The sequence below is a fragment of the Latilactobacillus sp. VITA-14 genome, from assembly GCF_046580785.1.
Classification (GTDB): domain Bacteria; phylum Bacillota; class Bacilli; order Lactobacillales; family Lactobacillaceae; genus Latilactobacillus; species Latilactobacillus curvatus.
Map to the genome: position 1 here is coordinate 12,069 of NZ_JBJKTM010000018.1, position 26,127 is coordinate 38,195.

Sequence of the window (26,127 nt, forward strand, 5' to 3'; positions counted from 1 at the left end):
AAAGAGTCAGAGAACAATTATAATTCCAACGTTAACAAAAAACTACTTCTAATTAAAAGTGACGGTCATAGATGATGTAGATAAGCCAAGAAGATTGAATTAATTCCTGATACCCTTAGCCAATACCCAAATTAGTTAGATTGAACAACTTTGCTTTTTGGATAATTCTACTGGCTAACTATGACTAGTTCAATAAAAAGCTCAAAAAGTTGTCACTAGATTATAGCAAAAATATATAGATATTGGACAGTTTCTAAGGGCCCTATACTTTAAAATAGCCTTGAGATAGGATTAACATTAAAAAGATTGTGAAATAGTTTGCATTATTGTATGAAAATGCTATTATGAAATTGATTCAAACTATAACCATCTAGGAGGAAGCTTTTACAATGAAAGAAAACTTTGATTTCTTAATGCCGAGTGTCAACTTCTTTGGTAAAGGGGTTATCAAGAAAATTGGCGATCGTGCAAAAATGTTAAATATGAAAAAGCCATTGATTGTGACTGACAAGTTTTTGCGGTCAATGGACAATGGACCGGTTGCTCAAACATTAGCGTCACTTGAAGCAGTTGGCGTTCCTTATACCATCTATGATGGTGTTGAACCTAATCCAAAAATTCGAAATATTCAAGAAGCAAAGAAAGTTTATTTAGATAATGATTGTGACAGTATTATCACTGTTGGTGGTGGTTCTTCACATGATGCCGGAAAAGGGACCGGTATCATTTTGACAAACGGTGATGACATCACCAAGCTTGCCGGAATCGAAACGCTGCAAAATCCATTGCCACCATTGATGGCTGTTAATACAACCGCCGGGACCGGTTCGGAGCTGACCCGTCATTGTGTGATCACAAATGAAAAAACTAAATTGAAATTTGTTGTTGTGTCATGGCGAAATATTCCATTGGTATCATTTAATGATCCAATGTTAATGTTGGATGTTCCGGCATCATTGACGGCTGCAACAGGGATGGATACATTTGTTCAGGCAATTGAACCTTATGTTTCAACCAACCGAAATGAAATTACGGATGGTCAATGCATTCAAGCAATTAAATTGGTTGAAGAAAGTCTTCGTGAAGCTGTTGCTAATGGTCACAACATTGAAGCCCGCACCAAAATGGTTGAAGCTGAAATGTTGGGTGGTATGGCTTTTAATAATGCTGATTTGGGATATGTTCATGCAATGGCCCATCAATTGGGCGGTCAATATGATGCGCCACACGGTGTTTGCTGTGCAATGTTACTTCCAATTGTTGAAAAGTATAATATTGTTGCCGCACCGGAAAGATTTGCACAATTAGCTAAAATTATGGGTGAAAATACGGACGGATTATCCACAAGGGATGCTGCCGACTTATCCATCAAAGCAATGCGCCAAATGTGTGATGATGTCAAGATCCCTCGAAGCATTAAAGCAATTGGTGCTAAACCGGAAGACTTTGAATTGATGGCTGAGAATGCGCTTAAAGACGGTAATGCTTTTTCAAATCCTCGTAAAGGAACCAAAGAAGAAATCGTTCAATTATTCCAAGAAGCATATGATCAAAAATAGGTTAAAAAATAAGAGAACTTCAGGAACCCTTTGTCACAATGATCAACATGAACCATCTAGATTGAAGTTAATAAAGTGAGCAAGTTTTAAACAGGTTTTGAAAACCAGCTAATTTTATATTGATTCAAAATATTCTTTCAATATTTGGGAATTACTCGACTAATCGGATCAGTATATGTGTGATCGTTTTACACATTTAATCAAGAGAATGGTCTCTAAATTTTTAATTTATGATATATAGCATAAATCATTAAAAATAAGTTATCATATTTAATAAAAAGAAAAGCATCACTCATTAATGAGGCTCTTTGTCAAATCCTGTTGATGAATAGCTTTTACAGAGTTGAAAGTCATGCGACTTTCAACTCTGTTTTTTCATTGGTTTTGTTCTCATTTGCCGTAACTTAATACGTGAAATCATATGATGGTAATTACGGAATCCAAATGCTGTGCGTTGAATTTGTTTAATCATTCGATTCATGCCTTCGACTGGGCCATTCGTATAGTCCGATTCACTGGCGTTGAGTACAACCACTAAGTTCTTTTTGAACGTTTGAAACACTGCTTTCATGTAGGGACTTGTATTTTGATTTGTATATAGATCTTCCACAAGCTTGTCTTTGTCTTGATTCTTAAGGTTTTCCATGATGCTTTGTATCGACTCGTGCGATGCTTTAAGTTCTTCGTTAATTGTCAGTCCTTGTTCTACACGTTCTAGTTGTGTGAGTTGTTTTCGCAGGTGTCGGTCATAAAAGACATGTTCCTCATCTAGATTTCCGGCATACTTCAAATAAAGCCGCCAGGCGAACTTTAACGTGCGATATTCATAGGATCTTTTATTGTACTTTTTCATGGTTTGCACCCGACTTTGATTAAAAACTCGAGTCATCATTGCAACGATGTGAAAGCGGTCGATCACAATTTTTGCCTGCGGAAACATTGCCTTGGCAATGTCTTGATAGTAACTATTTAGATCTACGGTAACTGTTTTGACACGTGCTCGAACACTTGCTGGAAATTGTTTAAAATAATCAGTAATACTTTGCTTGAATCGGTCTGGCAGAATTTGTTGAATTTCGTGCTCACCAGCGCCATTAATACAGATGAAATGGAGCCGACCACCAATTCCGCTAAATTCATCCATGGCGAGATGAACCGATAGATAGTTAAGATTTCTGCGAAATAAGTCATCATAGTTGTCTAAGTAACGACAGACAGTGCTAACTGATATGCCGGCATCGATCGCAATGCTAGCTTGAGTGCGGTCGTCTTGTAGACTCATAAACACTTTCTGACGCGTGGCTCGGGAGATACAACAGTACTTGTCTACCACATCAGAAGTAGCCATAAACGACGCTTTACAATTACGACAAATGACGCGTTCTTTATGGAGTTCTAAATAAACTGGTTCACTCGCATTCGCTGCCAGATAGGTCACGCGTGATACGTAGTGTCCATTATGACTTAGCTCGCAAAAGCCACAGTTAGCGCAATGTTTCTGGTTGAACTTAACCGTGGCTATATATACTTTTGTGCGCTTAGCTTTAATCACTTGATAGTTATATTTGTAAAAAACTACATTTGGGTCTTTAATACTGAGCGCAAATTTTATATTATTATCTACAGGGTCCATAAGTTTTCACGTCCTTTAAAAATGATGCTGTAGTGGGTGGATTTTTTAGGTGCGAGGCTTATGGGCCTTTTTTATTTTGCACTAAAAAATCCTGCTAATAGATTACCATGTTAAGTAAGCTATCAACAGGAAAAAGTATAGAACCAAAAAACGTTCACCGCAAGTGAACGTTTTTTTGACTTACCTATTCAGTTTGTGAAACGGTGTTGCGGGCGCTAACACGTTTGAAGACGTGGACGGCAACCCCTAAAACGGCACCGACTAAGGCAGGGACTAACCAAGCTAAGCCGTAGTTGGCGAATGGCAAGTATGCCTGTTCGAAGCCAGTCATCGCTTTACCGAAGCTACTTTGGCTGACGACCGCTGGAAAAGCAGTTACCATGTCGAAAAAAGCAGGAACAACGGTAAAGAGAACAACGAATTTATACACGACTGGGTCTTTGTGGAACAGTGGTGAAGCGACTGACAACAAAATCAAGACCATTGATAGTGGGTATAAGAACATCAACATTGGCGTTGACCAAGCGATGATTTGATTTAAACCGATATTAGCGGTCAAGAATGATGCCAGAGTAGTTAGAACTAACCAAGTGCGGTAGCTAACTTTGGGAAAATGTTTATGAAAGTCTTGGGCAAAAGCCGCAACTAAACCGATCGCCGTGGTTAAGCAAGTGACGGTGATCAAAGTGGCTAAGATGGCCTGACCAGCGACGCCCATATAATGATTGACAATTTGGTCAAAAGCGATGCCGCCATTAGCGGAAACTTTGAATTTACCTAAGGACATCGCGCCAACGAAGATCAAACCAACGTAGATGACGGCAATCATTGCCATTGCGAAGACGCCGGCACGGGCAGTGACCAGCGCGACACTGTTAGCGCGTTTTTTGCCTAAAGTGCGAACGGCGGTAACTACGGTGACCCCGAAGGCTAAGCCAGCTAAGGCGTCCATCGTGTTATAACCTTGCAAGAAACCATTGACGAAAGAGCCTGATGTATAAGCAGCGGTGGCGTGTTGAACACCGGCGTGGCCCATTGGTGAACTAAAAGCTAAGAAGAAAACGCCAGCTAATAAGACTAAGAAAACTGGATTTAATAACTTACCGATATTGTTGACGATTTTATTTTCCTCTAATGAGAAAAAGAGGGCTAAGCCGAAGAAAACAGCGGAGAAAACTAATAAACCAACTGTTTGGAAATTCTTTGGTACTAGTGGCGCTAAGCCAACCGTGTAGGAAACGGTGGCTGTCCGTGGTGTACCAAAAAGTGGGCCGATGGTGCCGTGGATCAAGATCATGAATAAGAGCGCGAATACCGGACCTAAAGGCCGCCCAACATCATAGACACCTTCGGAACGAGTGATACTGATTGCTAAAACGGATAATAATGGCAATAACACACCAGTGACTAAGAAGCCAAGCGCGGCAGGCACCCAATTCTGTCCCACTAACTGGCCTAAATGTAATGGAAAAATCAAGTTACCAGCACCAAAGAATAGACCAAAAAGCATTGAACTAACCACGAAATAATCGCGTTTAGTGAGTTTACGTTCCTCTAACATAAGCAGCACTCCTTAAATTTTGTAGGTTTGTGGAAATGTGGTTCAAAGACTAAGCGTCTGTTGCCCCACGTTTAAATCATGAGTGTTGCCATTGCTAAGTCGACTTTAGTAATGGCGGCGATCATCCTGCACGGGAATGATCACGATAAACAAAAAACGCCCAAACCTGAAAAATTAATTTCAGATAAGGACGTTAATAAACGTGTTACCACCTTGATTTGCCATTTTCTCACGAAAACAGCCTCTTCGGGTACAAGCACCAATTGGTACGAAATACCCTAGCTCGATAATGGGAGCCCCCAATGAACGCTCAAACTTCGCATCCATCGCTCAAAGATGATTTTCTAATTGTCGCACCTTGACGTCCTTGCACCAAACGACGCTCGCTTAACTGGTGAATACAATTATACTTTTCTTATCACAGCGTTTAATTTTCTCATTGATTTATCATGTGGATATAATTTAACGCGATTTTAAGTGTTTGTCAAGGGGGTGATAAAAATAAATTTATAATTTAAGGCAGTAGTCCATATTGAATTAACGTGTCAATGCTATCTAATACGATGGTCGTATTATCAAAATGTGGCTGCCATTTTAGGATATCTTGCGCTTTTTGGGTACTCAACTGACGATTGACGTGCACTAATAAATTGCCTTCGCGGGCGGTCTGGTTGAACAAAGCAGCGCTGCTTAAAAGCAAGTTCGGCATCGTTTTAGTGGGAATATTTTGGGCAATTTGCGGTCGTTTTTGGCGAATCAGTGCTGCTATCTCTGGTAGTGATATCTGACCAGCAGCACTAGCCAGAAAACGTTGCCCGCCAGCGTAAGGTGCGGTCAGCGCACGAATGTGTAAGTCAGCAACATCGCGCACATCGATCAGATTGAGTGGGATATTGGGAATCATTTTGGGACGACCGTTAAGTAAATTTTTCAATAGATCGAAGCTGCCAGAAACGTGGGCGTCTAATGCTGGGCCCATGATCGCCACCGGATTGATCGTAGTCAGTTCTAAACTGCCGTGACTTTGTTCAATAAACTGCCAGGCAGCCTGTTCGGCGATCAGTTTGAATTTTTCATAGGCCGATAAGCCTTTTTCGTTAGGATCAGTCCAATCGGCTTCAGTGGTGATGCTCGTTTGGTCGTGATTACTGAAGCCGATGGCGCCAAAGTTGGCGGTCATGACAACACGCTTGACGTGGGCCTGTTGGGCGGCCTTTAAAATGCGTAAAATACCCTCGGTGGTAGTTGTGTCGCTGTTCGGGTCATTGGAAAAAACGGGTGATGCTACACTTAGCACGTAGTCGATGTTCTGCATGGCTGTCGCCCAGCCAGCATCTTGAGTGAGATCAGCGGCGACAAAACTTAAATTTTCGCGGTGTTACGCCTGATTTTCTTTTAGGGCGGTGCGGACGGTGGTTTGTTTGTCGAGTTGGCGTAAGGTGGCACGGACGTGATAACCTTGATTTAAAAGTTGTAAGATAATGTGCAGACCCAGATAACCGTTACCGCCGGTAACTAATACGTTTTTTGTCATGATATTATGCTCCTATTCCCTAATATGGATCCTAATGAACACTTGGAACAATACACGTTATTTCGAGTATTAGCCTTTACTGGTGTTAGGCGTGGCGAGTGCTTAGCCCTAACTTGGGATGACTTAGACACACAAAAAGGCACCTTGAGTATTAACAAAACGTTAACTCAAGGTGCTGGCGGTAAACAGATTATCCAAGCGACTAAGACCAAGAAAGGTAACCGACTAATCTCACTTGATAAACAAACCCTATTCTATTTACGTAAATGGCAGATGGACCAAAAGCGGATGTATTTCATGCTAGGCTTTAACACATCCCAACCTAGCCAGCTAATCTTTGCAACAACTAAGAATACCTTTAAATCACTAAACACACCCTCTAAATGGCTTAGACGGCTAACAGATGGTACTAGCCTACCAAAGATAACAGTTCACGGCTTTAGGCACACTCACGCATCGGCTTTATTCTCTGCTGGCGCATCCATCAAAGAGGTTCAAGAAAGACTAGGTCACGAGGACGCCCAAACGACTCTCAATATTTATACTCATGTTACTAATAGCCAAAATAAAGAGGCCGTCCAAAAGCTGGTTAATTTCTTAGATTTCTAACAAACCGTATTCAAAGACGTATTCAAATCATAAAAACTATGTAATAAAACCCCTATAACTACTGGTATACTGGCATTTTCACGTGAAACAGGCTCAAACCCCTGACCACCCATCAAGTATACATGATGTATGGTTTCTAGACTACTCTTTAAGTTCTCCCCCGTAGCCAACATCCTTATATTGTTTCATCAACTTTAATATCTGCTTACTATTCTTTTGATCATGACTATACGGCTGCGTCTGTGTCCGATGATCGTACAGCTTTACCTTGCCGCCTTTTCGATCAGCTAAGTAGATATCCTTTTCCATCAGATTAATCTCATGATAGGCATCCTCTGGGATCTCAAATGCGACTGTTTTATTACCAAAAGGACTCCGCGTCTTCTCCCCATAAATCTGGATATTTTGCTTCCCATTAGAGAGATTATAAGTTCCTTCTTTACTCTCTAAAGGTCCGAAGATGCCACCTGACGAACTGGCAAAGGTCGGCTTCAATTCACCATATACATTTAAAACAAGGTGCCCGGCCTTCTTTTCAAAAAAAGTATTGTTAATCTTTAAATCTGATAATTGCATTTCAGTTGGTCGGTTCAACCATGCATTAACGCCCGAAAAAACTAAAACGAAGATGCCAATCGCACCAACATATTTCAAACTGGTTTTGAGTACCCGATAAATTTTATTTTTCATTAACACACTCTCCTTCAATTTCGAATCATTGCCTAGTAGATAATCAATGCTTACGCCAAACAAACTACTGATAGCCATTAATTTATCGATATCTGGATAACTCACTTCATTTTCCCATTTGGAAACAGTCTGCCTTGAAATAAATAATTGATCGGCCAAGTCTTGTTGTGACAGATGTTGCGCTAATCGATTCCTCTTTAATTCTGCTGCAAAACTCACTTTGCCACCTCCTCAATAATTGCATCATAGCTTACAATTAACAAAATAACACGCACCAAATAAGTGCCCCACGTTTAAAACTAGCTATTTCCTGCTTTGCAAGTATCACTTGCTTTTCATTCTGACAATCTACCGTTATGCTAGAGCTAATCATTTAGGGAGGTTTAACCATTATGCTTGCTACCATTTTAAAAGAACGCCGACTGGCACTGAACTTAACCCAACAAGCCGTTGCTGACCAATTGCACACCACGCGGCAAACAATTTCCAATTGGAAAACCGGTAAGAACTATCCGGATGTCCCCATGTTAATTGCCATCAGTGAACTTTATTCTCTAACAATTGACGACACGATGGTTATGTCCAACAAGTCTCTGATGACTATCAACTGATTAAACAAATCAAACAATCCCACGTTGTTGATTGGAGATTAGGACTCTCATTAGGGACATTACTTGTGATTTTAATCGTCCACGCCTTTTTCCCTGCAGTCTTAACCGAATCAATGTCTGGGCTATTAACTTTAAGCGTTGCGGTTGTTTTGATTGGCTTCAGTTACTTCAAAACACGCCAATTTTATCCAATTATACCGCATGCTAAACAGCCCTTAATTATCCCTAAGCCAATTGGGGTCGGCTTAACGATTAACCCGAATCACCCACTCGGAAAAGTCATTTGGGTATTGATTATTCTATTCTTAGTAGGTGGCCTCATTCCAATGATTTTCAAATAAAAAACGTCATCCAATAGATGACGTTTTTATGTTTATGCGTATAGAGCCTTTTGATTATATTTAACATATTGTTTACCAAAGCTAACAACCATTCCTGATATCTTCTTAGCGACTGGATAAAGCACAAGCCCAATAATGAATAATGCCAGACATGAAATCAATTGGAATACCATAAAGCACACTAAGTGTTTTTAAAACATGAACGTTTGGTAATGTTTTATCTTGCTCCCATCTAGAAACCGTTTGACGTGTAACAAACAATTTCTGTGCAATTTGTTCCTGCGTCACCCCAACATTCATCCTAGCTTCCTTTAAAGCATTCCCAACTGACATTTTGCCACCTCCGCTATAAACCTAATTTAACGAATTAACCCCCACAAAAACAAGCAACAAATCTGTTGCATCCCTGCTATTAAAGCATTTCAACTCACTGGCAGTCTTTTATTTCCCGGGTTAATTCCCGAAAACAGCTAACATTTTCTTTGTTGCCTTTTGGGCCTTCACGAGTTCACCTTGAATACACCATCTGCGGACCGTTTTATCACAGGTAATCAGTGTCACCATTTTACGACCTGGTACATCATCGATGACTTTTACGTCGTATGGACTGATTGAAGCTTTGTAATCAACTTTGTACGTGTAGACTTTTTCCATATCCGTTAAGTAGACCTTATCGCTGACGCGCACATTTTCAAGTGGCAGAAAGATGTTTTGGAAAGAATACCCTGCTAAAGCATAATTGTTAACTGCACCCATTTGCTGATCAGGTTTCATTGTGCCTCCACCTTGAGCCATTGTGTCCTCTGAGACGCCTTTCATGACTGGCAAGGCCATCTTGACACTTGGAATTGCAACTTTTCCTAAGACAATCACATCACCTTTAATAGCGGCATTCACAATCTGTTTTGTATCGAGTGAATCAACCTTATCAAAATCAAAGCTCGCTTTTTTATGTTGGTTTTTCTTAATTTGAGCAGCTGTGACGTCCATCTGACGATGCGCCATCATTTTAACCAGTTGGTTGCGGATTGGATTGATGAAGACCAACACTAATCCAACCACTAACAGAATGGCTAATAAGCCATTAATTAATCGGTTTCTTGTCTTTTTTTGCATAACAGTTTAAACCCTTCACTAGTATTTACGACTATTGTAACACACTATTTTATATTTACCGGCTCTAAATCCTTGTGATTCGCAATTAATAACAGCAACACATAAAAACGCACAACCGAAACTTTCGGCTGTGCGTTTGTTGTTTATTTTACGTTTAAGATGTACATAAAGACCACGAAAACAAAGAATAAAACATACATAATTGGATGAATTTCTTTGCGACGACCAGCTGTAATCATTGTGATTGGATAGACGATAAAGCCCAATGCAATCCCGTCAGAAATACTGTAAGTCAGTGGCATACCTAGAACGATTAAGAAGGCAGGAATTGCAATTTCTAATTTTTCCCAGTCAATTTTCTTCAATGATTGAGCCATTAAAACACCGACAATCACTAATGCGGGGGCCGTCACTTGTGACGTGACAACCGTCAATAATGGTGAGAAGAATAAACTGAAGACGAATAACACACCCGTCACAACGGCCGTTAAACCAGTTCGACCACCAACAGCAATCCCAGCGGATGATTCGACAAAGGCCCCAACTGGTGATGTTCCGAGTAATGACCCAGCTAACATGGCCGTTGAATCTGATACCAAAGCTTTCCCAACGCGGGGCATCTTGTTATCTTTCATGAAGCCGGCTTGTTCAGCTAAACCGACCAATGTCCCGGCGGTATCAAAGAAGGTCACTAATAAGAAAGTGAGTACAACGACCCACATTTGAACGGTGTTGATATCGCCAATGTGATTTAAACCAGCTAAGAAAGTGGGTTTCAAACTTGGCGCAGCTGCAACAAAGTGTGTTGGCAACTTAATTAGGCCACTGATGGCTCCCACAATTGAGGTTAGAAGCATCCCGATAAAGATTGCTCCTGGTACTTTACGGACCATTAAAATAACGGTAATGATTAAGCCGAAAACAGTTAACCAAGTCGTCCCTTGCGAGAAGTCCCCCAAACCAACAACGGTTGATTTGTTCGCAACAATCAAGCCACCACCGTGTAAACCGATGAAAGCCACAAACATCCCGATCCCAGCTGAAATCGCTAGTTTCATATTCCGCGGAATGGCATCAATAATGATTTCCCGTAGCTTAAAGACAGTAATCAACATGAAGATTAATGAAGCCACAAATACACCCGCTAACGCCGTCTGCCATGACACACCCATCCCGATAACCACTGAATAACTGAAAAAGGCATTAATCCCTAAAGCTGGTGCGGTTGCAATTGGGTATTTAGCATATAACCCCATCAAGAAACACCCGATCGCACTTGCTAATGCTGTGGCTGCAAAAACAGCCCCTTTATCCATCCCTGAATCACCTAAAACGCTCGGGTTAACGAATAAAATATAAACCATTGAAATAAATGTGGTGAATCCTGCTAGGATTTCCCGTTGCACTGTTGAATGTTGTTCTTCAATCCCGAAGAAACGACTTACTCTTCCCATAACGACTCCTCTAAACCAACTAATTTTCCCACTATCTTTTTAGGGGTAATGTGTGTATAATACTGACTGGTGCCAAACCCATGAGAATGAAAGTTTGTTGGCGTGTTTAACGACACGTTTAGAAAACGAACTTTGCATTCTCTTTTTTTGTACTCTTTTTCAGCAATACCTACCAGATAGCAGATAAGACATTTGTTTGTTCACGATCTGGACCAACAGCAAATGTTGCTAATGGTAAATCAACTAATTCTTGAATTCGTTCAACATAGTGCCGCGCATTAGCTGGCAAGTCTTCTAGCGTCTTAGCACCCGTGATATCTTCATCCCAACCAGGTAATTCTTCATAAATCGGTGTGCAACGTTCTAATTCGCGGAGACTTGCTGGATAACGATCGATTTGTTCGCCATCTAATTCGTAAGCGACACAGATCTTCAATGTTTTAATCCCAGTTAGGACATCCACACAGTTTAATGATAATTGGGTCACACCCGCCACTCGTTTTGAATGCCGAAGCACAACTGAGTCGAACCAACCAACGCGTCTTGGGCGACCAGTAACAGTACCATATTCATGACCGGCTTCACGAATGAAGTCGCCAGTTTCATCATCTAACTGAGTTGGGAATGGGCCATCACCAACGCGTGAGGTATAAGCTTTAGCCACCCCAACCACTTCGTCAATCCGTGAAGCACCAACTCCTGAACCTGTTGAAACGCCGCCGGCAGGGTTTGATGATGTCACAAATGGATACGTACCTTGGTCGATATCCAAGAGGATGCCTTGTGCGCCTTCAAATAAGACATTCCCCTTTTGATCCAAAACATCATTCAAAACAACTGAAGTATCACAAACATATTGTTTAATTTCTTGACCATATTGATAATATTCTGCAAACATTGTCTCATATTCAAGTGGTTCAGCACCGTAGATTTTAGTAAAGAGCGCATTTTTTTCGTCTAAGTTTTGTTTTAATTTAGTTGCAAAGAGTTCCTTGTCCAATAAATCGGCAATCCGAATCCCACTCCGAGCGGCTTTATCCATATAAGCTGGGCCAATCCCACGATTAGTCGTCCCAATCTTTTGATCACCCTTGGCTGCTTCTTGTAAGCCATCCAATTTAGAATGGTATGGCAAGATAACGTGTGCCCGATCTGATACTCTTAATTGACTCACGTTGATCCCTTGATCCGTTAAATATTTCAATTCAGAAACGAGGGTCTTCGGATTTACAACGACCCCGTTGCCAATCACGCTGAGTTTGTCACTGTTAAAAATCCCAGATGGAATTAATTGTAAATGGTAAGTTGTGTCACCCAACTGAATGGTATGACCTGCATTGTCGCCACCTTGATAACGCGCGATAGCATCAGCATTTTGACCTAAAAAGTCGGTAATCTTGCCTTTACCTTCATCGCCCCACTGTGTTCCAACAACTACTACAGATGTCATATAAACATACTCCTCTATTCGAATCCGTCTTCAGATCCGCTATTTAAACCCTAAAACTCACAAAAACTATTGTAGCAACAAATTATCTCAAAATCAATATAAAAGACGAACTTTAAAATCTCTAATCAGCCTTTATTCCGTAAAATCTTAACGATACATATAACCGATAAAATACAAACGTAAATAACGAACAATGATCCCTGTTTTGACAGGCGTTCATTAAAAAAATACAATATAACCACATCTAACACCAAAGGAGCTCATCATGGTTTACGTCAGCAATATCATTACTGCGGCAATTGCCTTTCCATTCGTCGCAATCATCTTAACCGTTCCACTGTTAGTTTACCACTATCATCGTTATGGTTCGCTAACCATCCTGCGTAGTGTAATTCTCTACAGCTTCATATTCTACTTGGTAGCCGCTTACTGCTTAATTATTCTTCCCCTCCCCCCACGCTCGGTGGTCGCTCATTTAACCACCCCGCGCTATAACTTAGTTCCCTTTACGTTTGTCCGGGAGTTTATCAACTCAACCCATTTCGTTTGGACCGAACCGAGTTCATACCTCGCAACACTTAAACAAGCGGCAACCATTCAGCCGTTGTTTAACATCTTTTTAACCGTTCCATTTGGCATTTATTTACGTTACTTCTTTAAAACGTCTTTCAAACAGACCTTATTACTTAGTTTTACGTTATCCCTATTCTTTGAACTCACGCAACTTTCCGGACTGTATGGTATTTATCCTCGCCCTTATCGGTTATTTGATGTTGATGACTTATTGCTCAACATCTCTGGCGGACTACTTGGATTTTATCTCCAGCCCTTGGTCACCTTTTTCTTACCCACTCGTGAAAGTTTGGATCAAGCAGCCTATGCGCGCGGTCAAAAAGTGGGCTACTTCCGGCGCTTATTGGCACTTGCCGTTGATTACTGTGTGTTAGGCATCATTACATTTGCAATTGCTGTTATCTGGCGATTACTAAAACTACCCACCATTCATTCAGAAATGCTTCAGTACTGCCTGGCAACTGGTGCTTACTTCTTAATGCTCCCCGTTTTTTGGCGTGGCAAAACACCTGGTCAATCTCTCCTGCAACTACAGATTGTCGCTGACCATCATCCTCGTTGGGCGATCTTCTGGCGCCAGCTACTCCTATTTTTCATCGTCATTCCCAGTTTTCAACTCTGGCGCGTCACCCTGGATGCCGCTGTTGCTAGTGGCCAACAACATTTTGACGTCTATCTCTTTATTATCGGTCTCTCACTCTTACCACCACTGTTATTCACCGGTAACTTCTTATTAAGTTGGGTGACTAAACGACCACAATTATTCTACGAGAAACTAACCCATACACGGGTCATTAGTAGCATTCACCCCACTCAGCAACCTTAAAAAAGCCTTAAAATCATCTTTAATTCCTAAAAATAGTTAAAATCGGATACTTTACGGCTTGAATTGGCTATACTAAAGGTATCATTCGCTTTGAGAAAGGATTATTGCTTATGTTTAATAAATTGAAGTTCCTCATCCCCATTGCATTTACTGCTATTATCGGTCTGAGCGCACAACCGGCCTTTGCCGACAGCACCACATCGTGGGACAAACCCGTTGCCACTCTTGGGACCAGCCTTTCTAGCACCCAAAAAGCTGATACCCTCAAGACACTGGAAAATGCCGCGAATGTCACAGATGTCAGTGAACTAACAGTGACCGGTTCCACACTTGTAAAATATCTTGATCAAAATCAACAAACATTTAACGCCAACTCAAGTGTCTACTCAAGTGCTTTAATTCAAAAAAATGACAGCAATACCGGCATCAATGTTAAAATTATCGATTTTAATGGCCGTAACAACATCACCACAATTACAGCCAACCAATATAAAAATGCGGCCTTAACCGCCGGCGTCACGAATGCGACAATATACGTGACTTCCGCCATTCCAATCGATGGCTCTGGCGCCTTAGCTGGTGTTTACGCCGCTTTCGCTGAAAATGGCGATTCACTCAACCAAGCGCAAGTAACTGCTGCTCAAGACGAAATGAGCACCCTCAGCGATATCACACAGGCTAATAAAGGCACCGATGGTTATTCAGATTCCCAATTGAATAATGCCGTCACAGGTGCCAAAAAAGACATGGCAAGTAAGGGCAATAATCTGACTGTTAACCAAATTACTACCATCGTCAATAATCAACTCGAACAAAACAACCTCACCAACATCATCAACAATAATCAAAAACAACAAATCATTAATGTTCTCGTTAAAATCCAAGATTCCGGTGCTTTAAATTCGGATGATTTCAAGAATCAAGCCGGTAAGTTAATGAATAATATCCAAAGTGGTGCGAAAAACATCTTCAATAAGCTCAACACCCAAAGCAATCGGAACTTCATTCAAAAACTCTTTGATAGCATGGCTAATTTCTTCAAAGGATTATTTAACTAAATAACACAAAAAAGCCCCGCAAACTGAAGTTTGCGGGGCTTTTTATTTATTCATTATTTCGTTGTTGCTTTTAAGGCAACTGCGTCTGCAGCAACTGTGGTACTCATTGCGTTAAACTTAATGTAATCAACAGCGGGCATGTTGGTAATGATCACCATCATTGCCGTCTTCTTACCAGCAGCAGTAATTTGATTCAAATCAACCGTTGCTAATAAGTCGCCATGTTTGATTGTTTGGCCTTCTTCAACAGCGACTGCAAAAGGTGCGCCATTTAATTCAACCGTATCAATTCCCATGTGCACTAAGACTTCTAAACCGTTCGTTGTTTTAATCCCGATTGCATGTTTCGTTGGGAACACAGTCATAACAGTCCCATCAACTGGTGCAACAATTTTGCCGTCTGTTGGAATGACAGCATAGCCATCACCGAGCATTTTTTGAGCAAAAGTTGGATCATCAACATTTTCAATATCGATCAATTCACCATTAGCAACTGCATAGAAAACATCTGTTTCACCTGAGTTAATATCGCTATCAACAGGTGCTTCAACTGGTGCGGCAGCTTGTTCTGGTGTACTTGTTGCGATTGGCGTATTGTGGTTATAAAGTTCTTTTAAAGCATCAGCAACAAATTGGACTTCTGTTCCAATAATAATTTGAATGTTTGTTTTATCTAAAACGTTAATCCCAGCAGTACCAGCAGCTTTAATCGCTGATTGGTTAACATTGGCAGTGTCTTCTAATTGTAATCGAAGACGTGTTGTACAGTTGTCAATCACTTTGATATTGTCTTTGCCACCGATTGCAGCGTAGATCCGTTTTGCTTGAACCATGAATTTATCATCAGTAGCGTCTGTTTCAACGCCAGCAGTATCTTCATCAACAGCATCTTCTGCTTCACGACCTGGTGTCATCAAGTTAAATTTCTTGATGGCAAAGTTGAACCCAAAGTAGTAAATAACTGCCATGACCAACCCTTCAACCAATAACATCAACGGTTGGTTAGCAACTGGGTTTTTCAAACTTAAAACATAATCGACTAATCCAGCACTAAATGCGAAACCAGCTGTCCAGTGGAAGAAAGCAGCAACAGCCAATGAAATCCCTGTGAAAGCTGCATGCAATACATAAAGTGGCCATGCAACAAACATGAATGAGAATTCAAGTGGTTCTGTCACCCCTGTAAAGAATGACGCAAAACCAGCAGCTAACATCAATGAAGCTGTTGCTTTACGGCGTTCTGGACGAGCATTTTTGTAGATTGCGTAAGCCCCAGCAGGTAAGCCGAACATCATGACTGGGAAGAAACCAGCTTGATACATCCCTGTCTTACCAATCACAGCTGAACCAATCGCAAGTGATTTCGCACCACCCAAGAAATTCCCGATATCATTAATGTTAGCAACATCAAACCAGAACACAGAGTTCAAGGCATGGTGTAATCCGGTTGGAATTAATAAACGGTTGAAAAAGCCGTATAGACCGGCACCAAACCAACCCAATTTAGAAATTGCTTCACCAAATGACACTAATACTGTAAAGACGGCTGGCCAAACAAAGTACAAGATAGCTGAAACAACCATCATTGCAGTTGCCGCCATAATTGGCACTAAACGTTTCCCACTAAAGAATGAGAGGGCCATTGGCAACTTCACGTTGTGGAAGCGATTATACATTGCAGCCGCAATTAAGCCGGCAATAATCCCGATTAAAACATTCCCTTCAATCTTACCAAAAGCTGGATTTACTTTAGCGATGTCTGATAAACCTTGCATCGCTTGAATTGAAGCAGGTGCCAAGATTGTCTTAGGCACTAAGAAAGCGACTAAACCAGCAAGTGCAGCTGCACCATCTTGATCCTTAGACATCCCGAGTGCTAAACCAACGGCGAATAATAATGGCAGGTTATTTAAAATTGCACCGCCACCGGCTGATAAGAAAATTGTAAAGACGTTTGCGTTTGAATCGCCATTGCCAACCCAGTTCGCAATCCCCATTAAAATTGCGGCTGCTGGTAAAACAGCAACTGGCAACATTAATGAACGACCCATTCGTTGTAAGTAATTCTTCATAAGTTTTTCTCCATTCATTTTTTCGTTAATATGATTAAATCATTAATGTAAACGATAAGCAAGCGCTTAACAACCGGTATAGACCTTTATAAATAGCGGTTGAAGCGGTTTCATGCACACAAAAAATATTGGTCTATACCTAAAAGTTAACAAATAATATCTGATTCACCAAATAAAACGGTTGCATTCACCTACCACACTCTCTATACTGAGGGTACAAATTAATCGCTTTGCACTAGGGGTGTTCTTAGAAGAACTGAGATAGGTTTGTACAGCCTGATCCCTTTGAACCTGTAAGTTCAGACTTGCGTAGGAAAGTGCCTTTCTTTAGACTACTCACACCACTTTTCTATGCATTCGTGCATCGTTAAGTGGTTTTTTTAGTTTTTAAGGGAGGTTTTTATATGGTTGTTTCACTGTTAGAAAAAGTTAGAGCGCTCAATCCAATCGTTGCTAATGTCGCAAATGGCGTCACAATTGATCAGGTCGCCAACGCACAAAATGCAATCGGTGCCTCACCAATTATGTCTAATGCACCAGAAGAAGCGGAGGGAATTGTTACCATCGCACAAGCCATTACGATTAATATTGGTAGTTTGTGGGCACCACAGATTCAAGAAATGATGGCCCTAATGACCGCCGCTTATCAACAACAAAAACCCATTGTTCTTGATCCAGTGGCAGTTGGCTCACTGGCCTACCGCCAGCAAATTATCGAGCAACTATTAATACTTGACACACCAACTCTCATTCGTGGTAATGCAGGTGAAATTGCTTATTTTGCTGGGATAGATTGGCAAGCAAATGGCATCGACGCCGGGCATGGAAATAGCGATCCAGTCATTATTGCTAAGGCCGCGGCCAATCGTTTACACACCATAATTTTATTAACGGGTCCGACCGACATTATTACAGACGGTCAACGCGTTACGCTGATTTCAAATGGTACCTCACTTTTTCAAACACATGTTGGTTCAGGTGATATGTTATCGGGTCTCTGTGGTGCATTTGTTGCAGTTCATCCTGCAGATCCCTACCAAGCCGCTATCGAAGCAGCCGCCACATTTGCCGTTGCCGGCGAACTAGTAGCCACAGCAATGGAAACACCGCTACCTGGGACCTTCTATCCCCAATTAATCGATTATTTATTCCACATTACCCCAGCCAAAGTAGCAAATACCGTCCAACTAAGTGAGGTGCCTACTCATGAATGAATTCCCACAAGCTCTAACCATCGCCGGTTCTGACAGCGGTGGTGGTGCTGGTATGCAAGCTGATATTAAAACTATCCAAGAGCGCCATGTTTTTGCAACCAATGTAGTTGTCGCGATCACCGCTCAGAATACGCTTGGCGTTCAAGCCAGTCTGCCACTACCACTATCACTAATCAATCAACAATTCGCTTCATTGACTACTGACTTTAAAATTCGTGCCTGCAAAACGGGAATGTTGGCAGATGCTGAACATGTTGCAACGGTCGCTGAAAATCTACGCCATTATGATTGGGGGCCGCTACCCTTGATCCTGTAATGATTGCCAAGGGCGGTGCACAGCTACTTGCCGACGATGCCATCGATACCCTACGTACTGAATTATTGCCGCTAACCACAGTGCTGACACCCAACTTACCCGAAACCGAAGTTCTCACGGGCAGCCGCATAAAGACAACAGCTGATTTCAAACAAGCGGCCCACCAACTCCAACAAATGGGCGCCAAGAATATCATTATCAAAGGGGGCCATTTAGACTATCAATCACAAGCCGCCGATTACGTCCTCTACGCTGATGGACAAGATGAATGGTTAACTACACCACGAATTGCTACTAAACGAACACATGGCACTGGAGATACGTTTTCAGCTTGTTTAACCGCCGAGCTAGCTAAGGGCACCCCTTTGAAAGCAGCAATTCATATTAGCAAAGCCTTTATCCAAGCCGCAATTGCTAATCCGATTGCTGTTGGTCACGGCCACGGACCAACCAATCACTGGGCTTATCAGGAGGTTCATCATGACTAACATTTCCCGGGAAATGTTCCAAACTTATTTGGTAGCGGGTACCCAAAATACCGGTATGGATGATTTTCTAAACATTCTCGAACAAGCACTACAAGCCGGCATTACCTGTTTCCAATTCCGTGAAAAAGGTGCTGGTAGTCTGCAAGATTCCGATGCGATTTTAAAGTATGCGACAGCGGCTCAAGCCCTTTGCCGCCATTATCAAGTCCCATTTATTATCGATGACAATCTCGATTTAGCACTTCAAATCAATGCAGATGGTATTCATGTCGGCCAAAGCGATCACCCGTGGCATAAAATTGAAACGGCCAAAGCACACGGCTTAATAACTGGTCTATCTTGCCACACTGAACAAGAACTTCACCAAAGTCATAATCAACCGATACTTGATTACATTGGCATTGGTCCAATTTTTCCAACCAATTCCAAAGAAGATGCTAAACCAGCACTTGGCACTAATCGCTTACGTTTCTTAACGCAGCAAAGTGAACTACCGGTTGTTGCGATTGGTGGTATCAACCAAGAAAACGTTGCTCAAGTCGCAAAGACTACCGTGGATGGAGTTGCCGTTATCTCAGCAGTCACCCACGCCACAGATATCGCTCAAGCCGTCCAAGCATTACAAAAGCCATGGCACCGCAGTACTGATGAAAACCAATCGTAATTAACCCTTATTACGGTTTGACCCATTCTGAATAGTATTTGCTGCCAGTTTGATCCACCAAACATTTAAAAAAGCCGCTAGAACCCTTTTTATAGAGTACTAGCGGCTTTTTCTCGGTAGTTTGCTGATATTTAGCTTAGTGCTTTGTTAGTGATGACTACTCCATTTAACACTACTCGGTAAACTTATTCATTAGCAAGAGCTTCAAAATAACTTGCTTTTTGCTGCGCCCAGTAGGCCTCTTCTGCCTCATCAATCGGCCGGAGTACCCGACATGGATTACCAACTGCAATCACGTTATCAGGAATGTCTTTAGTCACAACTGATCCAGAACCAATCACCACATTGTTCCCAATTGTCACGCCTGGATTAACAACCGTATTGCCACCAATCCACACATCATCCCCGATGGTGATTGGCTTACCATATTCCAAATCATCCCGGCGTTCTTGTGCCGTCGTTGGGTGACCAGCTGTGTAGAGTCCTACACGAGGTCCAAAGAAAACGTGGTTCCCAATCGTCACTGGTGCTACATCAATAATGATGCAATCGTAATTCATATACACATGCTCACCAATGCGTGTTTGGCAACCATAATCAGTTCTAAATGGTGGCTCAATATATAACTCTGAGCCACTTTTCGCAAATAAAGACTTGGTTAATTCGCGTCGGTAATCTTGTTGTTCTTCAGTGGTTTGATTAAACAACCGAGTAAGTACGCGCGCGTGTTTCATATCGGCTCGCAATTCTGAATCGTTCGCCCGATAAATTTGACCATTAATCATGCGTTTTTTTTCTGACATTTCTTTATCCCCCATCACTACTAAAATAGGTGCGTCACAATTGTGGCGCACCTTTTTAATTTACCAAATTGCAACCCGTTTAGCGGGTGCTAAGTACATCTGATCAGCTTTCGTTACATTAAATGTCTCGTAAAAGGCTGCCAAGTTTTGGACCTGAATATTGGCCCGCAACGCGTTTGGTGCATGAACATCAATATTTAACAATAATTGTTGATATTGCTTTGTAGCTTTCATCCGCCAAATCGTTGCCCAATTGACAAAGAAGGCTGCCAAATCAACATCAGGTTCTTCTTTGGCTGCTTCAAGGGCACAACTCAAGCCACCCGCATCGGCAATGTTTTCCGAGACAGTTAATTTCCCGTTAACTGTTGCGCCTGCATATTCTAGGCCATCAAATTCTGCAATCATTTCTTCCGAAAGTGTCTTGAAGTGAGCTAAATCTGATTCTTGCCACCAATTATGCATGTTGCCATACTCGTCGAATTGCGCACCGTTATTATCAAAAGCATGTGAGATTTCATGTGCAATCACTGCACCAATCCCACCGTAGTTAGCACTGCTACTTTGTTCTAAACTGTAAAAAGGTGCTTGCAAAATAGCCGCGGGAAAGACAATGATATTCTTCGAAGGTGAATAATAGGCATTAACTGTGGCAGCGCCCATTTCCCACTTATTACGATCCACCGGTTGAGTAAGTTTCGCAAAATTTTCCGTTTCAATCGTTCGAATAAAGTCAGCTGTATTTTCAAATAATGTCCCATCTTCTGCTTTAGGTACTGTGACCAACTTCGCAAAAATAGGGGCAATCTGATCCGGGTAACCGACATGAATCCCAAGGTGGTTGAGTTTTACAATCGCTTGTTGGCGTGTTTTTTCGGTTAGCCAGTCATTTTTTTCAAGGCGTTTTTGATAAACACCAATCATTTTTTGGACCATCTTTTGGACGTCGGCCTTGGCTGCTTCACCGAAGTATTGCCGACCGTAATAATCGCCAACAACTTGATTGAACATCCCTAAGGCAAGGTAGTAAGCACTCTTTTGTTGTGGACGAGCTTCCTTACTACCAGATAACGCACGACTATAGAGCGAACTAATTTGGCGTGCCTCTTCATTCAGATAACCGCTCCAACTACGAACTGTCATGACTAACAGCCACGCTTTGAACGTTTCGAAATTGGCGTCTGTCACAAGCTGATTCAGTTGCGCAAAATACTTCGGTTCCGTCACGATAATTTTTTCCGGTTGAACAGGTAGCACCTTGCTAAATAAACGTGGAAAATCAAGTGTCGTTTGTTGTTGCATAAAATCACTCCAAAGCTGTGGATTATAGAGCTTCGTGTAATCCGCTGCTTCTTCGGCACTCTTCACATAAGGTGCCAGTGACCGATCAAATGCCAACGCTAATTTGACCGTCTTCGTTGCATCAACGGGCGCAATCCCAATTTTCTGCAAGAGCTGAACCATCATATCCGTAAAGACCGCCAATAAATGGTCAGCATTGGGATTGTCAGCTTCATAATAGGTCTTATCTGGCAAAATTAAGTCGCTAGCTTCCGCATACAAGGCGTGATGGGCTGTGTCTTTCATGTCAGCATCGACAGATAAGCCAAATGGTGTTGGTAACCCGGAAAGTACCCAATCAGCTAACCCACGATTGTAAGTTGCTAAACTATCGAGAGATTGCACCCGGGCTACCATTGGTAGAATCGGTTTCATACCGAGTGCATCCCGCGTTTGAAAGTCCGCAGCTAGTTCGTAATAATCTAGAAAATGTTGTAACAATGCGTTCTTTGCGGTCGACATCTTAGCAAAATCAGCCATTAATTGCTGATCAATCTCATCAACCAAGGCGACAAAGCCGCCTGTTGCTGGTTTATCCGCTGGAATTTCAGCCGTTTTTAACCATTCTTGATTCACTGCCGTATAAAAATCATCTTGCATTCGCACGTTTGTCATCATTGTCCTCCTCAAAAGCAGATTCTTTCCCAATTTTAACATTTTGCCACTTTTTCCGTTAATGCTTTGACCCCCATAATTGCAAAAAAGCCGCAATTTAGCGGCTATTTCGTTGGTAATTGTTTTTCAACTTGATAATTTGAATCTTGGTTAAGTTTAAACGTCTTCTTCAAACCGTTTGATAGATAGATTTTATTATCTTTTGTGATCATGATGGCTTGGATATTCTTCGGTTTGTTGTTGATGAGCTGCATGCCTTCGACAATCCCCTTATTAAAGACAGCATTTGAAAGGGCATCTCCATCTACTGATTTAGGCGAGATAATTGTGACACTCGCTAGGTTATTTTCATATGGGTAGCCAGTATGGCGATCAAAGAGATAAATGTAAGTATGCCCGTCTTTTTTTAGATAATGTTCATAAATCCCTGCCGTAACAACCGAAATATCACGGCCTTTAATCGTACCGACTGATTCTCCACGCGCCTTTTTCGGATCTTGAATGCCGACCGTCCATGGTTTGTTCTTCCCTAATGGTGAATGCCCCATAACAATCACATTCCCATCTAAATCAATAACGGCTGATGTCACACCATTTTCCTTAAAAACTTGTTTAACTTGATCGGCAATGTACCCCTTAGCAATCCCGCCAAAATCAAGTCGCATGCCTTTTTTCTTAAGGTAAACTGTACGTTTAGCCTTATTCAAAACAACGTCATGATAATCGACTAATGGTAACGCTTGGTCAATTTCTGCTTGTGCTGGCACCCGCGCGCCTGGTAACCCAATTTGCCATAAATCTGTGATCGCACCAATGGCCATATCAAACGCGCCATCCGATTCTTGACTATAATGTAACGCTTTTTCCATTAGTGGCCACATATCTTTGCTAACCTGTACAGGTTTAACACCGGCATTATCATTAATCTTATCCAATTCGGAACCTGATTTGGTTAACGTTGCTTGATTTTCGGACTTTTTAATCCGCGCAAAAGCCTTATCTAGCACGGCTTCCTTGTCTTTATTATAGATTCGCAATGTACAAATCGTTCCGAGATAGTAATCACTTTTTTCATAGGGCTTTTTGACCAACGTTTCTTTGTCCGCTGGCTTACTTTGACAGCCTGCCAATACCAGTGTCACCCCTAAGAGTGCCAATCCGAATTTTACCCATCGTTTTTGCATCGTTCAATCGCTCTCCTTGCTACTAAAATCACATGGCTCTATCATACCATGAATCCGCTTTAATTGGTTGTAAAAATCTTCTACTGGCGCGATTCTTTGAGTTGCTGATAGGTGGCAATTAATGCTTTAAAAACACCTTTATCCGAATAAACTAGAATATTCATGCGATAGATAATTAATGCTAAATAAGTCAGTCCAATTAGTGTCGCCATGGCTATGAAGAGTCCCATGCTAGCCCCGAACGCGCCAACATCACCGTTTGCCAGCCGCACAGGTAACATAATCTGTGAAAACAATGGCACATAGCTCACCGCCCGCAATAATGGAATATCGGTCTGTGATGCCAGTACAAAGCCACCCAAATAACTTAATGTGCCCAGTAAAATCAATGGCGAAATGGCTTGTTGTACCTGATCCATTCGAGACACAACAGCGCCTAACATTGCAGCTAATACGGTGTAGAGTAATACCCCAATAATTAAAAAGACTCCTGCATACCACATTGCTGGCGCAACCAAAGCACGACGAATAATCGGCAATAACTCTGCTAACGGTAGTTGCTGTTTCAAAAACTGAAACCCGACAATCCCAACTAAAATATAGACAGTAATTTGGGTGAGTAATAGGGCTAATATCGCGGCAATCTTCGCGAAAAATTGAATTTCAATCGAAACACTTGATAGAATGATTTCCATGATTCGCGACCCTTTTTCAGTCGCAATTTCTTGGGCAATCATTCCAGCATAATTCACGATAAAGATGAACATTAAGACCGTAATTCCAATTGAAATAATTTGGCCCACTTCTTTAGTGTTTTCCTGGGAAATCTTTTCATGACCATTCTGGTAATTAACCGTCACTGGTGCAATGACAGTTGGCGTCATCAATTTCTGGATCTGTTCAGGTGCAACGCCTGCTTGTTGCGCCAAAGCTACTAAATGAATCTGATTTAACTGATTCTCTAAGACACTCGCATCAAATGATGGACTATCTTTTCGTTCATAGTAGCGACTGATTGTCTGTCCTTTTTCCTCACTCAACAACAAATAGCCATCAATTCGCTCTTTCTGGAGCGCTTTGGTGGCTTGTTCCCGAGTCGTAATCTGCTGATCGATTTGATATGTTTTACCTTTTAACTGCTGTAATTCACTCTGTTCTGCTGGTTGCGGCGCCAAAACAGCAATTCTAACGGGTTCTTTGCTATGATCCATCAAGCGACTCACACCAAACGTAATCCCGAGCATCACAATTGGCATCAAAATCATGATTAGATACGCTGGGCTTTTAATATTCTTTAGAAATACTTGTTTAAAAATCACCTTAAACTTAAACATGGCCTTCCTCCACTTTCATTCTAAAGATTTCATCGAGCGTTGGTGCTTGTTGACTAAACTCTAGGATATAGCCATTTTGTGTCGCTAAGTCGAAAATCGTTTTACCAACCGTTTCGTCTGCCAAAGTTAATTCAAACCGCTGCCCGTGCTGTGTTACACGTGAAACACCGTTGATATTTGCTAAAGTTTCGCGTGCTAACGGTGCTTCTAAGAATAATTGCGTTCGGCCAAACTGATTCCGAATTTCATCGATTGTACCGGCGAGCACCACTTGCCCATCGCGCAACATCACAATCCGGTCACTAATCCGCGCAACATTCGTCATATCATGACTCGAAAAAATGATTGCTGAACCTTGTTCTTTAAGCCATAAAATACCTTCTTCTAAAAGTTCTGCATTCACTGGATCGAGTCCACTAAAGGGTTCATCAAGAATAATGAGTTCCGGTTGATGGATCAAAGTCGCAATCAACTGCACTTTTTGTTGATTTCCCTTTGAAAGATCCTTGATTTTATCAGTCCGCTTACCTTTCACCCCAAAGCGCACCAACCACTCATCAATCTGTGGTTTGATGTCTGCGATGCTGCGCCCACGAAGCTGTGCAAAGTACAAAATTTGTTGTTCCACGGTCATCTTTGGATACAATCCTCGTTCTTCTGGCAAATAGCCAAGTTGGTCATAATCCGCAGCGGTAAACGCGCGACCTTTCCAGAGAATAGTTCCCGTATCTGGTGCCATGAAATTCAAGATCATCCGAAAGGTCGTTGTCTTTCCAGCTCCATTTTGACCAATTAAGCCTAATATTTCGCCCGACTTAACCGTAAATGAAACATCGTCGACCGCTAGCATCGTTCCGAAACTTTTGGATAAATGTGATAAAGTCAGCACGTCCCCAACCCCCTACTTTTCATTACCTTAACTATACCGTATTCATTTGGTAGATTGCAAATTTAATCCGAATTTTTGGACAAATTTGTCAGCATAACCTGATACGGTGTTTGCCAGTCGAGTATTTTAAGCGGTCGCTGGTTAATTTGGAGTAACGTCGTCGTTAAATCTTGAGCACTAATGTGCTCAAAA

General features: G+C 41.7%; 21 protein-coding genes, 3 pseudogenes, 1 riboswitch and 1 other annotated feature. Of the genes and pseudogenes, 9 read left to right on the forward strand and 15 right to left on the reverse strand.

Annotated features, from left to right (window positions below; translation table 11 throughout):
* The first annotated feature begins 389 nt into the window (after positions 1-389).
* Entirely contained in the window at positions 390-1,559 is a 1,170-nt protein-coding gene (locus ACF1X7_RS07850) for an iron-containing alcohol dehydrogenase (RefSeq protein WP_003553069.1), read from the forward strand.
* Positions 1,560-1,920: 361 nt separating this feature from the next.
* Here ACF1X7_RS07850 and ACF1X7_RS07855 read toward each other — a convergent pair whose 3' ends face one another.
* From ACF1X7_RS07855 to ACF1X7_RS07865, 3 genes and pseudogenes are all read right to left on the reverse strand, one after another.
* Positions 1,921-3,192 carry an ISL3 family transposase gene (locus ACF1X7_RS07855; protein WP_411162637.1) on the reverse strand — a complete coding sequence of 424 codons (1,272 nt, stop codon included), beginning with the start codon at positions 3,190-3,192 and terminating at the stop codon, positions 1,921-1,923.
* Positions 3,193-3,376: 184 nt separating this feature from the next.
* Positions 3,377-4,753, reverse strand: coding sequence for a branched-chain amino acid transport system II carrier protein (gene brnQ / locus ACF1X7_RS07860; protein WP_411162638.1), 1,377 nt, complete (start codon positions 4,751-4,753; stop codon positions 3,377-3,379).
* Between the two features lie 183 nt (positions 4,754-4,936).
* Positions 4,937-5,184, reverse strand: a binding site (T-box leader).
* Positions 5,185-5,267: 83 nt separating this feature from the next.
* A pseudogene (locus ACF1X7_RS07865) lies at positions 5,268-6,287 on the reverse strand (NAD-dependent epimerase/dehydratase family protein).
* A 24-nt stretch (positions 6,288-6,311) separates the two neighbouring features.
* Between ACF1X7_RS07865 and ACF1X7_RS07870 the strand changes: the two are divergent.
* Positions 6,312-6,896: a site-specific integrase gene (locus tag ACF1X7_RS07870; protein ID WP_411162639.1), complete on the forward strand. Its 585-nt coding sequence runs from the start codon at positions 6,312-6,314 to the stop codon at positions 6,894-6,896.
* Between the two features lie 141 nt (positions 6,897-7,037).
* On the opposite strand, the gene ACF1X7_RS07875 is transcribed toward ACF1X7_RS07870, so the two are convergent.
* Entirely contained in the window at positions 7,038-7,805 is a 768-nt protein-coding gene (locus ACF1X7_RS07875; RefSeq protein ID WP_052202745.1) for a helix-turn-helix domain-containing protein, read from the reverse strand.
* A gap of 173 nt (positions 7,806-7,978) precedes the next feature.
* Here ACF1X7_RS07875 and ACF1X7_RS07880 point away from each other — a divergent pair, with 173 nt between their 5' ends.
* Positions 7,979-8,197, forward strand: coding sequence for a helix-turn-helix transcriptional regulator (locus ACF1X7_RS07880; protein ID WP_064776734.1), 219 nt, complete (start codon positions 7,979-7,981; stop codon positions 8,195-8,197).
* A gap of 65 nt (positions 8,198-8,262) precedes the next feature.
* Positions 8,263-8,538: a hypothetical protein gene (locus tag ACF1X7_RS07885; protein ID WP_064776735.1), complete on the forward strand. Its 276-nt coding sequence runs from the start codon at positions 8,263-8,265 to the stop codon at positions 8,536-8,538.
* 105 nt (positions 8,539-8,643) lie between these two features.
* On the opposite strand, the gene ACF1X7_RS07890 is transcribed toward ACF1X7_RS07885, so the two are convergent.
* From ACF1X7_RS07890 to ACF1X7_RS07905, 4 genes are all read right to left on the reverse strand, one after another.
* The gene (locus tag ACF1X7_RS07890) at positions 8,644-8,871 is read right to left on the reverse strand and encodes a helix-turn-helix transcriptional regulator (protein ID WP_411162640.1); all 228 of its coding nucleotides are present in this window, start codon (positions 8,869-8,871) and stop codon (positions 8,644-8,646) included.
* 120 nt (positions 8,872-8,991) lie between these two features.
* Positions 8,992-9,654 (reverse strand): class A sortase, encoded by a 663-nt coding sequence (locus ACF1X7_RS07895; protein ID WP_064776737.1) that lies wholly within the window; start codon positions 9,652-9,654, stop codon positions 8,992-8,994.
* Between the two features lie 143 nt (positions 9,655-9,797).
* A complete protein-coding gene (locus ACF1X7_RS07900; RefSeq protein WP_039099062.1) occupies positions 9,798-11,108 on the reverse strand; it encodes an NCS2 family permease in 1,311 nt (436 codons plus the stop codon).
* A 169-nt stretch (positions 11,109-11,277) separates the two neighbouring features.
* Positions 11,278-12,558, reverse strand: coding sequence for an adenylosuccinate synthase (locus ACF1X7_RS07905; protein WP_004271108.1), 1,281 nt, complete (start codon positions 12,556-12,558; stop codon positions 11,278-11,280).
* 265 nt (positions 12,559-12,823) lie between these two features.
* Between ACF1X7_RS07905 and ACF1X7_RS07910 the strand changes: the two genes are divergently transcribed.
* Together ACF1X7_RS07910 and ACF1X7_RS07915 are read left to right on the forward strand one after the other, a co-directional pair.
* Positions 12,824-13,957, forward strand: a complete 1,134-nt coding sequence (locus ACF1X7_RS07910) for a VanZ family protein (RefSeq protein ID WP_411162641.1) — start codon at positions 12,824-12,826, stop codon at positions 13,955-13,957.
* 110 nt (positions 13,958-14,067) lie between these two features.
* Positions 14,068-15,015, forward strand: a complete 948-nt coding sequence (locus ACF1X7_RS07915; protein ID WP_004271031.1) for a DUF1002 domain-containing protein — start codon at positions 14,068-14,070, stop codon at positions 15,013-15,015.
* 53 nt (positions 15,016-15,068) lie between these two features.
* On the opposite strand, the gene nagE is transcribed toward ACF1X7_RS07915, so the two are convergent.
* On the reverse strand, positions 15,069-17,087 hold the full coding sequence (gene nagE / locus ACF1X7_RS07920) for an N-acetylglucosamine-specific PTS transporter subunit IIBC (RefSeq protein ID WP_064776739.1): 2,019 nt from the start codon (positions 17,085-17,087) through the stop codon (positions 15,069-15,071).
* Positions 17,088-17,314: 227 nt separating this feature from the next.
* Positions 17,315-17,420, forward strand: a riboswitch (TPP riboswitch).
* Positions 17,421-17,491: 71 nt separating this feature from the next.
* On the opposite strand from nagE, the gene thiM reads away from it, so the two are divergent.
* From thiM to thiE, 3 genes and pseudogenes are all read left to right on the forward strand, one after another.
* Positions 17,492-18,301 carry a hydroxyethylthiazole kinase gene (gene thiM / locus ACF1X7_RS07925; RefSeq protein ID WP_411162642.1) on the forward strand — a complete coding sequence of 270 codons (810 nt, stop codon included), beginning with the start codon at positions 17,492-17,494 and terminating at the stop codon, positions 18,299-18,301.
* Positions 18,294-19,105, forward strand: a pseudogene (gene thiD / locus ACF1X7_RS07930) (bifunctional hydroxymethylpyrimidine kinase/phosphomethylpyrimidine kinase). The gene thiM and the pseudogene thiD overlap by 8 nt, the downstream one beginning before the upstream one ends.
* On the forward strand, positions 19,098-19,769 hold the full coding sequence (thiE, locus tag ACF1X7_RS07935) for a thiamine phosphate synthase (protein ID WP_039099056.1): 672 nt from the start codon (positions 19,098-19,100) through the stop codon (positions 19,767-19,769). Before thiD ends, thiE begins: the two are co-directional and overlap by 8 nt.
* Before the next feature lie 185 nt (positions 19,770-19,954).
* On the opposite strand, the gene ACF1X7_RS07940 is transcribed toward thiE, so the two are convergent.
* The 6 genes and pseudogenes from ACF1X7_RS07940 to ACF1X7_RS07965 all read right to left on the reverse strand — a co-directional run.
* Entirely contained in the window at positions 19,955-20,572 is a 618-nt protein-coding gene (locus ACF1X7_RS07940; protein WP_411162643.1) for a sugar O-acetyltransferase, read from the reverse strand.
* Between the two features lie 60 nt (positions 20,573-20,632).
* Positions 20,633-22,528 (reverse strand): M13 family metallopeptidase, encoded by a 1,896-nt coding sequence (locus ACF1X7_RS07945; RefSeq protein ID WP_004271032.1) that lies wholly within the window; start codon positions 22,526-22,528, stop codon positions 20,633-20,635.
* Between the two features lie 104 nt (positions 22,529-22,632).
* Positions 22,633-23,712, reverse strand: coding sequence for an FAD:protein FMN transferase (locus ACF1X7_RS07950; RefSeq protein WP_411162644.1), 1,080 nt, complete (start codon positions 23,710-23,712; stop codon positions 22,633-22,635).
* Positions 23,713-23,792: 80 nt separating this feature from the next.
* Entirely contained in the window at positions 23,793-25,046 is a 1,254-nt protein-coding gene (locus ACF1X7_RS07955) for an ABC transporter permease (RefSeq protein WP_004271029.1), read from the reverse strand.
* Positions 25,039-25,935, reverse strand: a complete 897-nt coding sequence (locus ACF1X7_RS07960) for an ABC transporter ATP-binding protein (protein ID WP_004271037.1) — start codon at positions 25,933-25,935, stop codon at positions 25,039-25,041. The genes ACF1X7_RS07955 and ACF1X7_RS07960 overlap by 8 nt, the downstream gene beginning before the upstream one ends.
* A gap of 62 nt (positions 25,936-25,997) precedes the next feature.
* Positions 25,998-26,127 (reverse strand): annotated as a pseudogene (locus tag ACF1X7_RS07965) (IS30 family transposase); the annotation flags it as partial.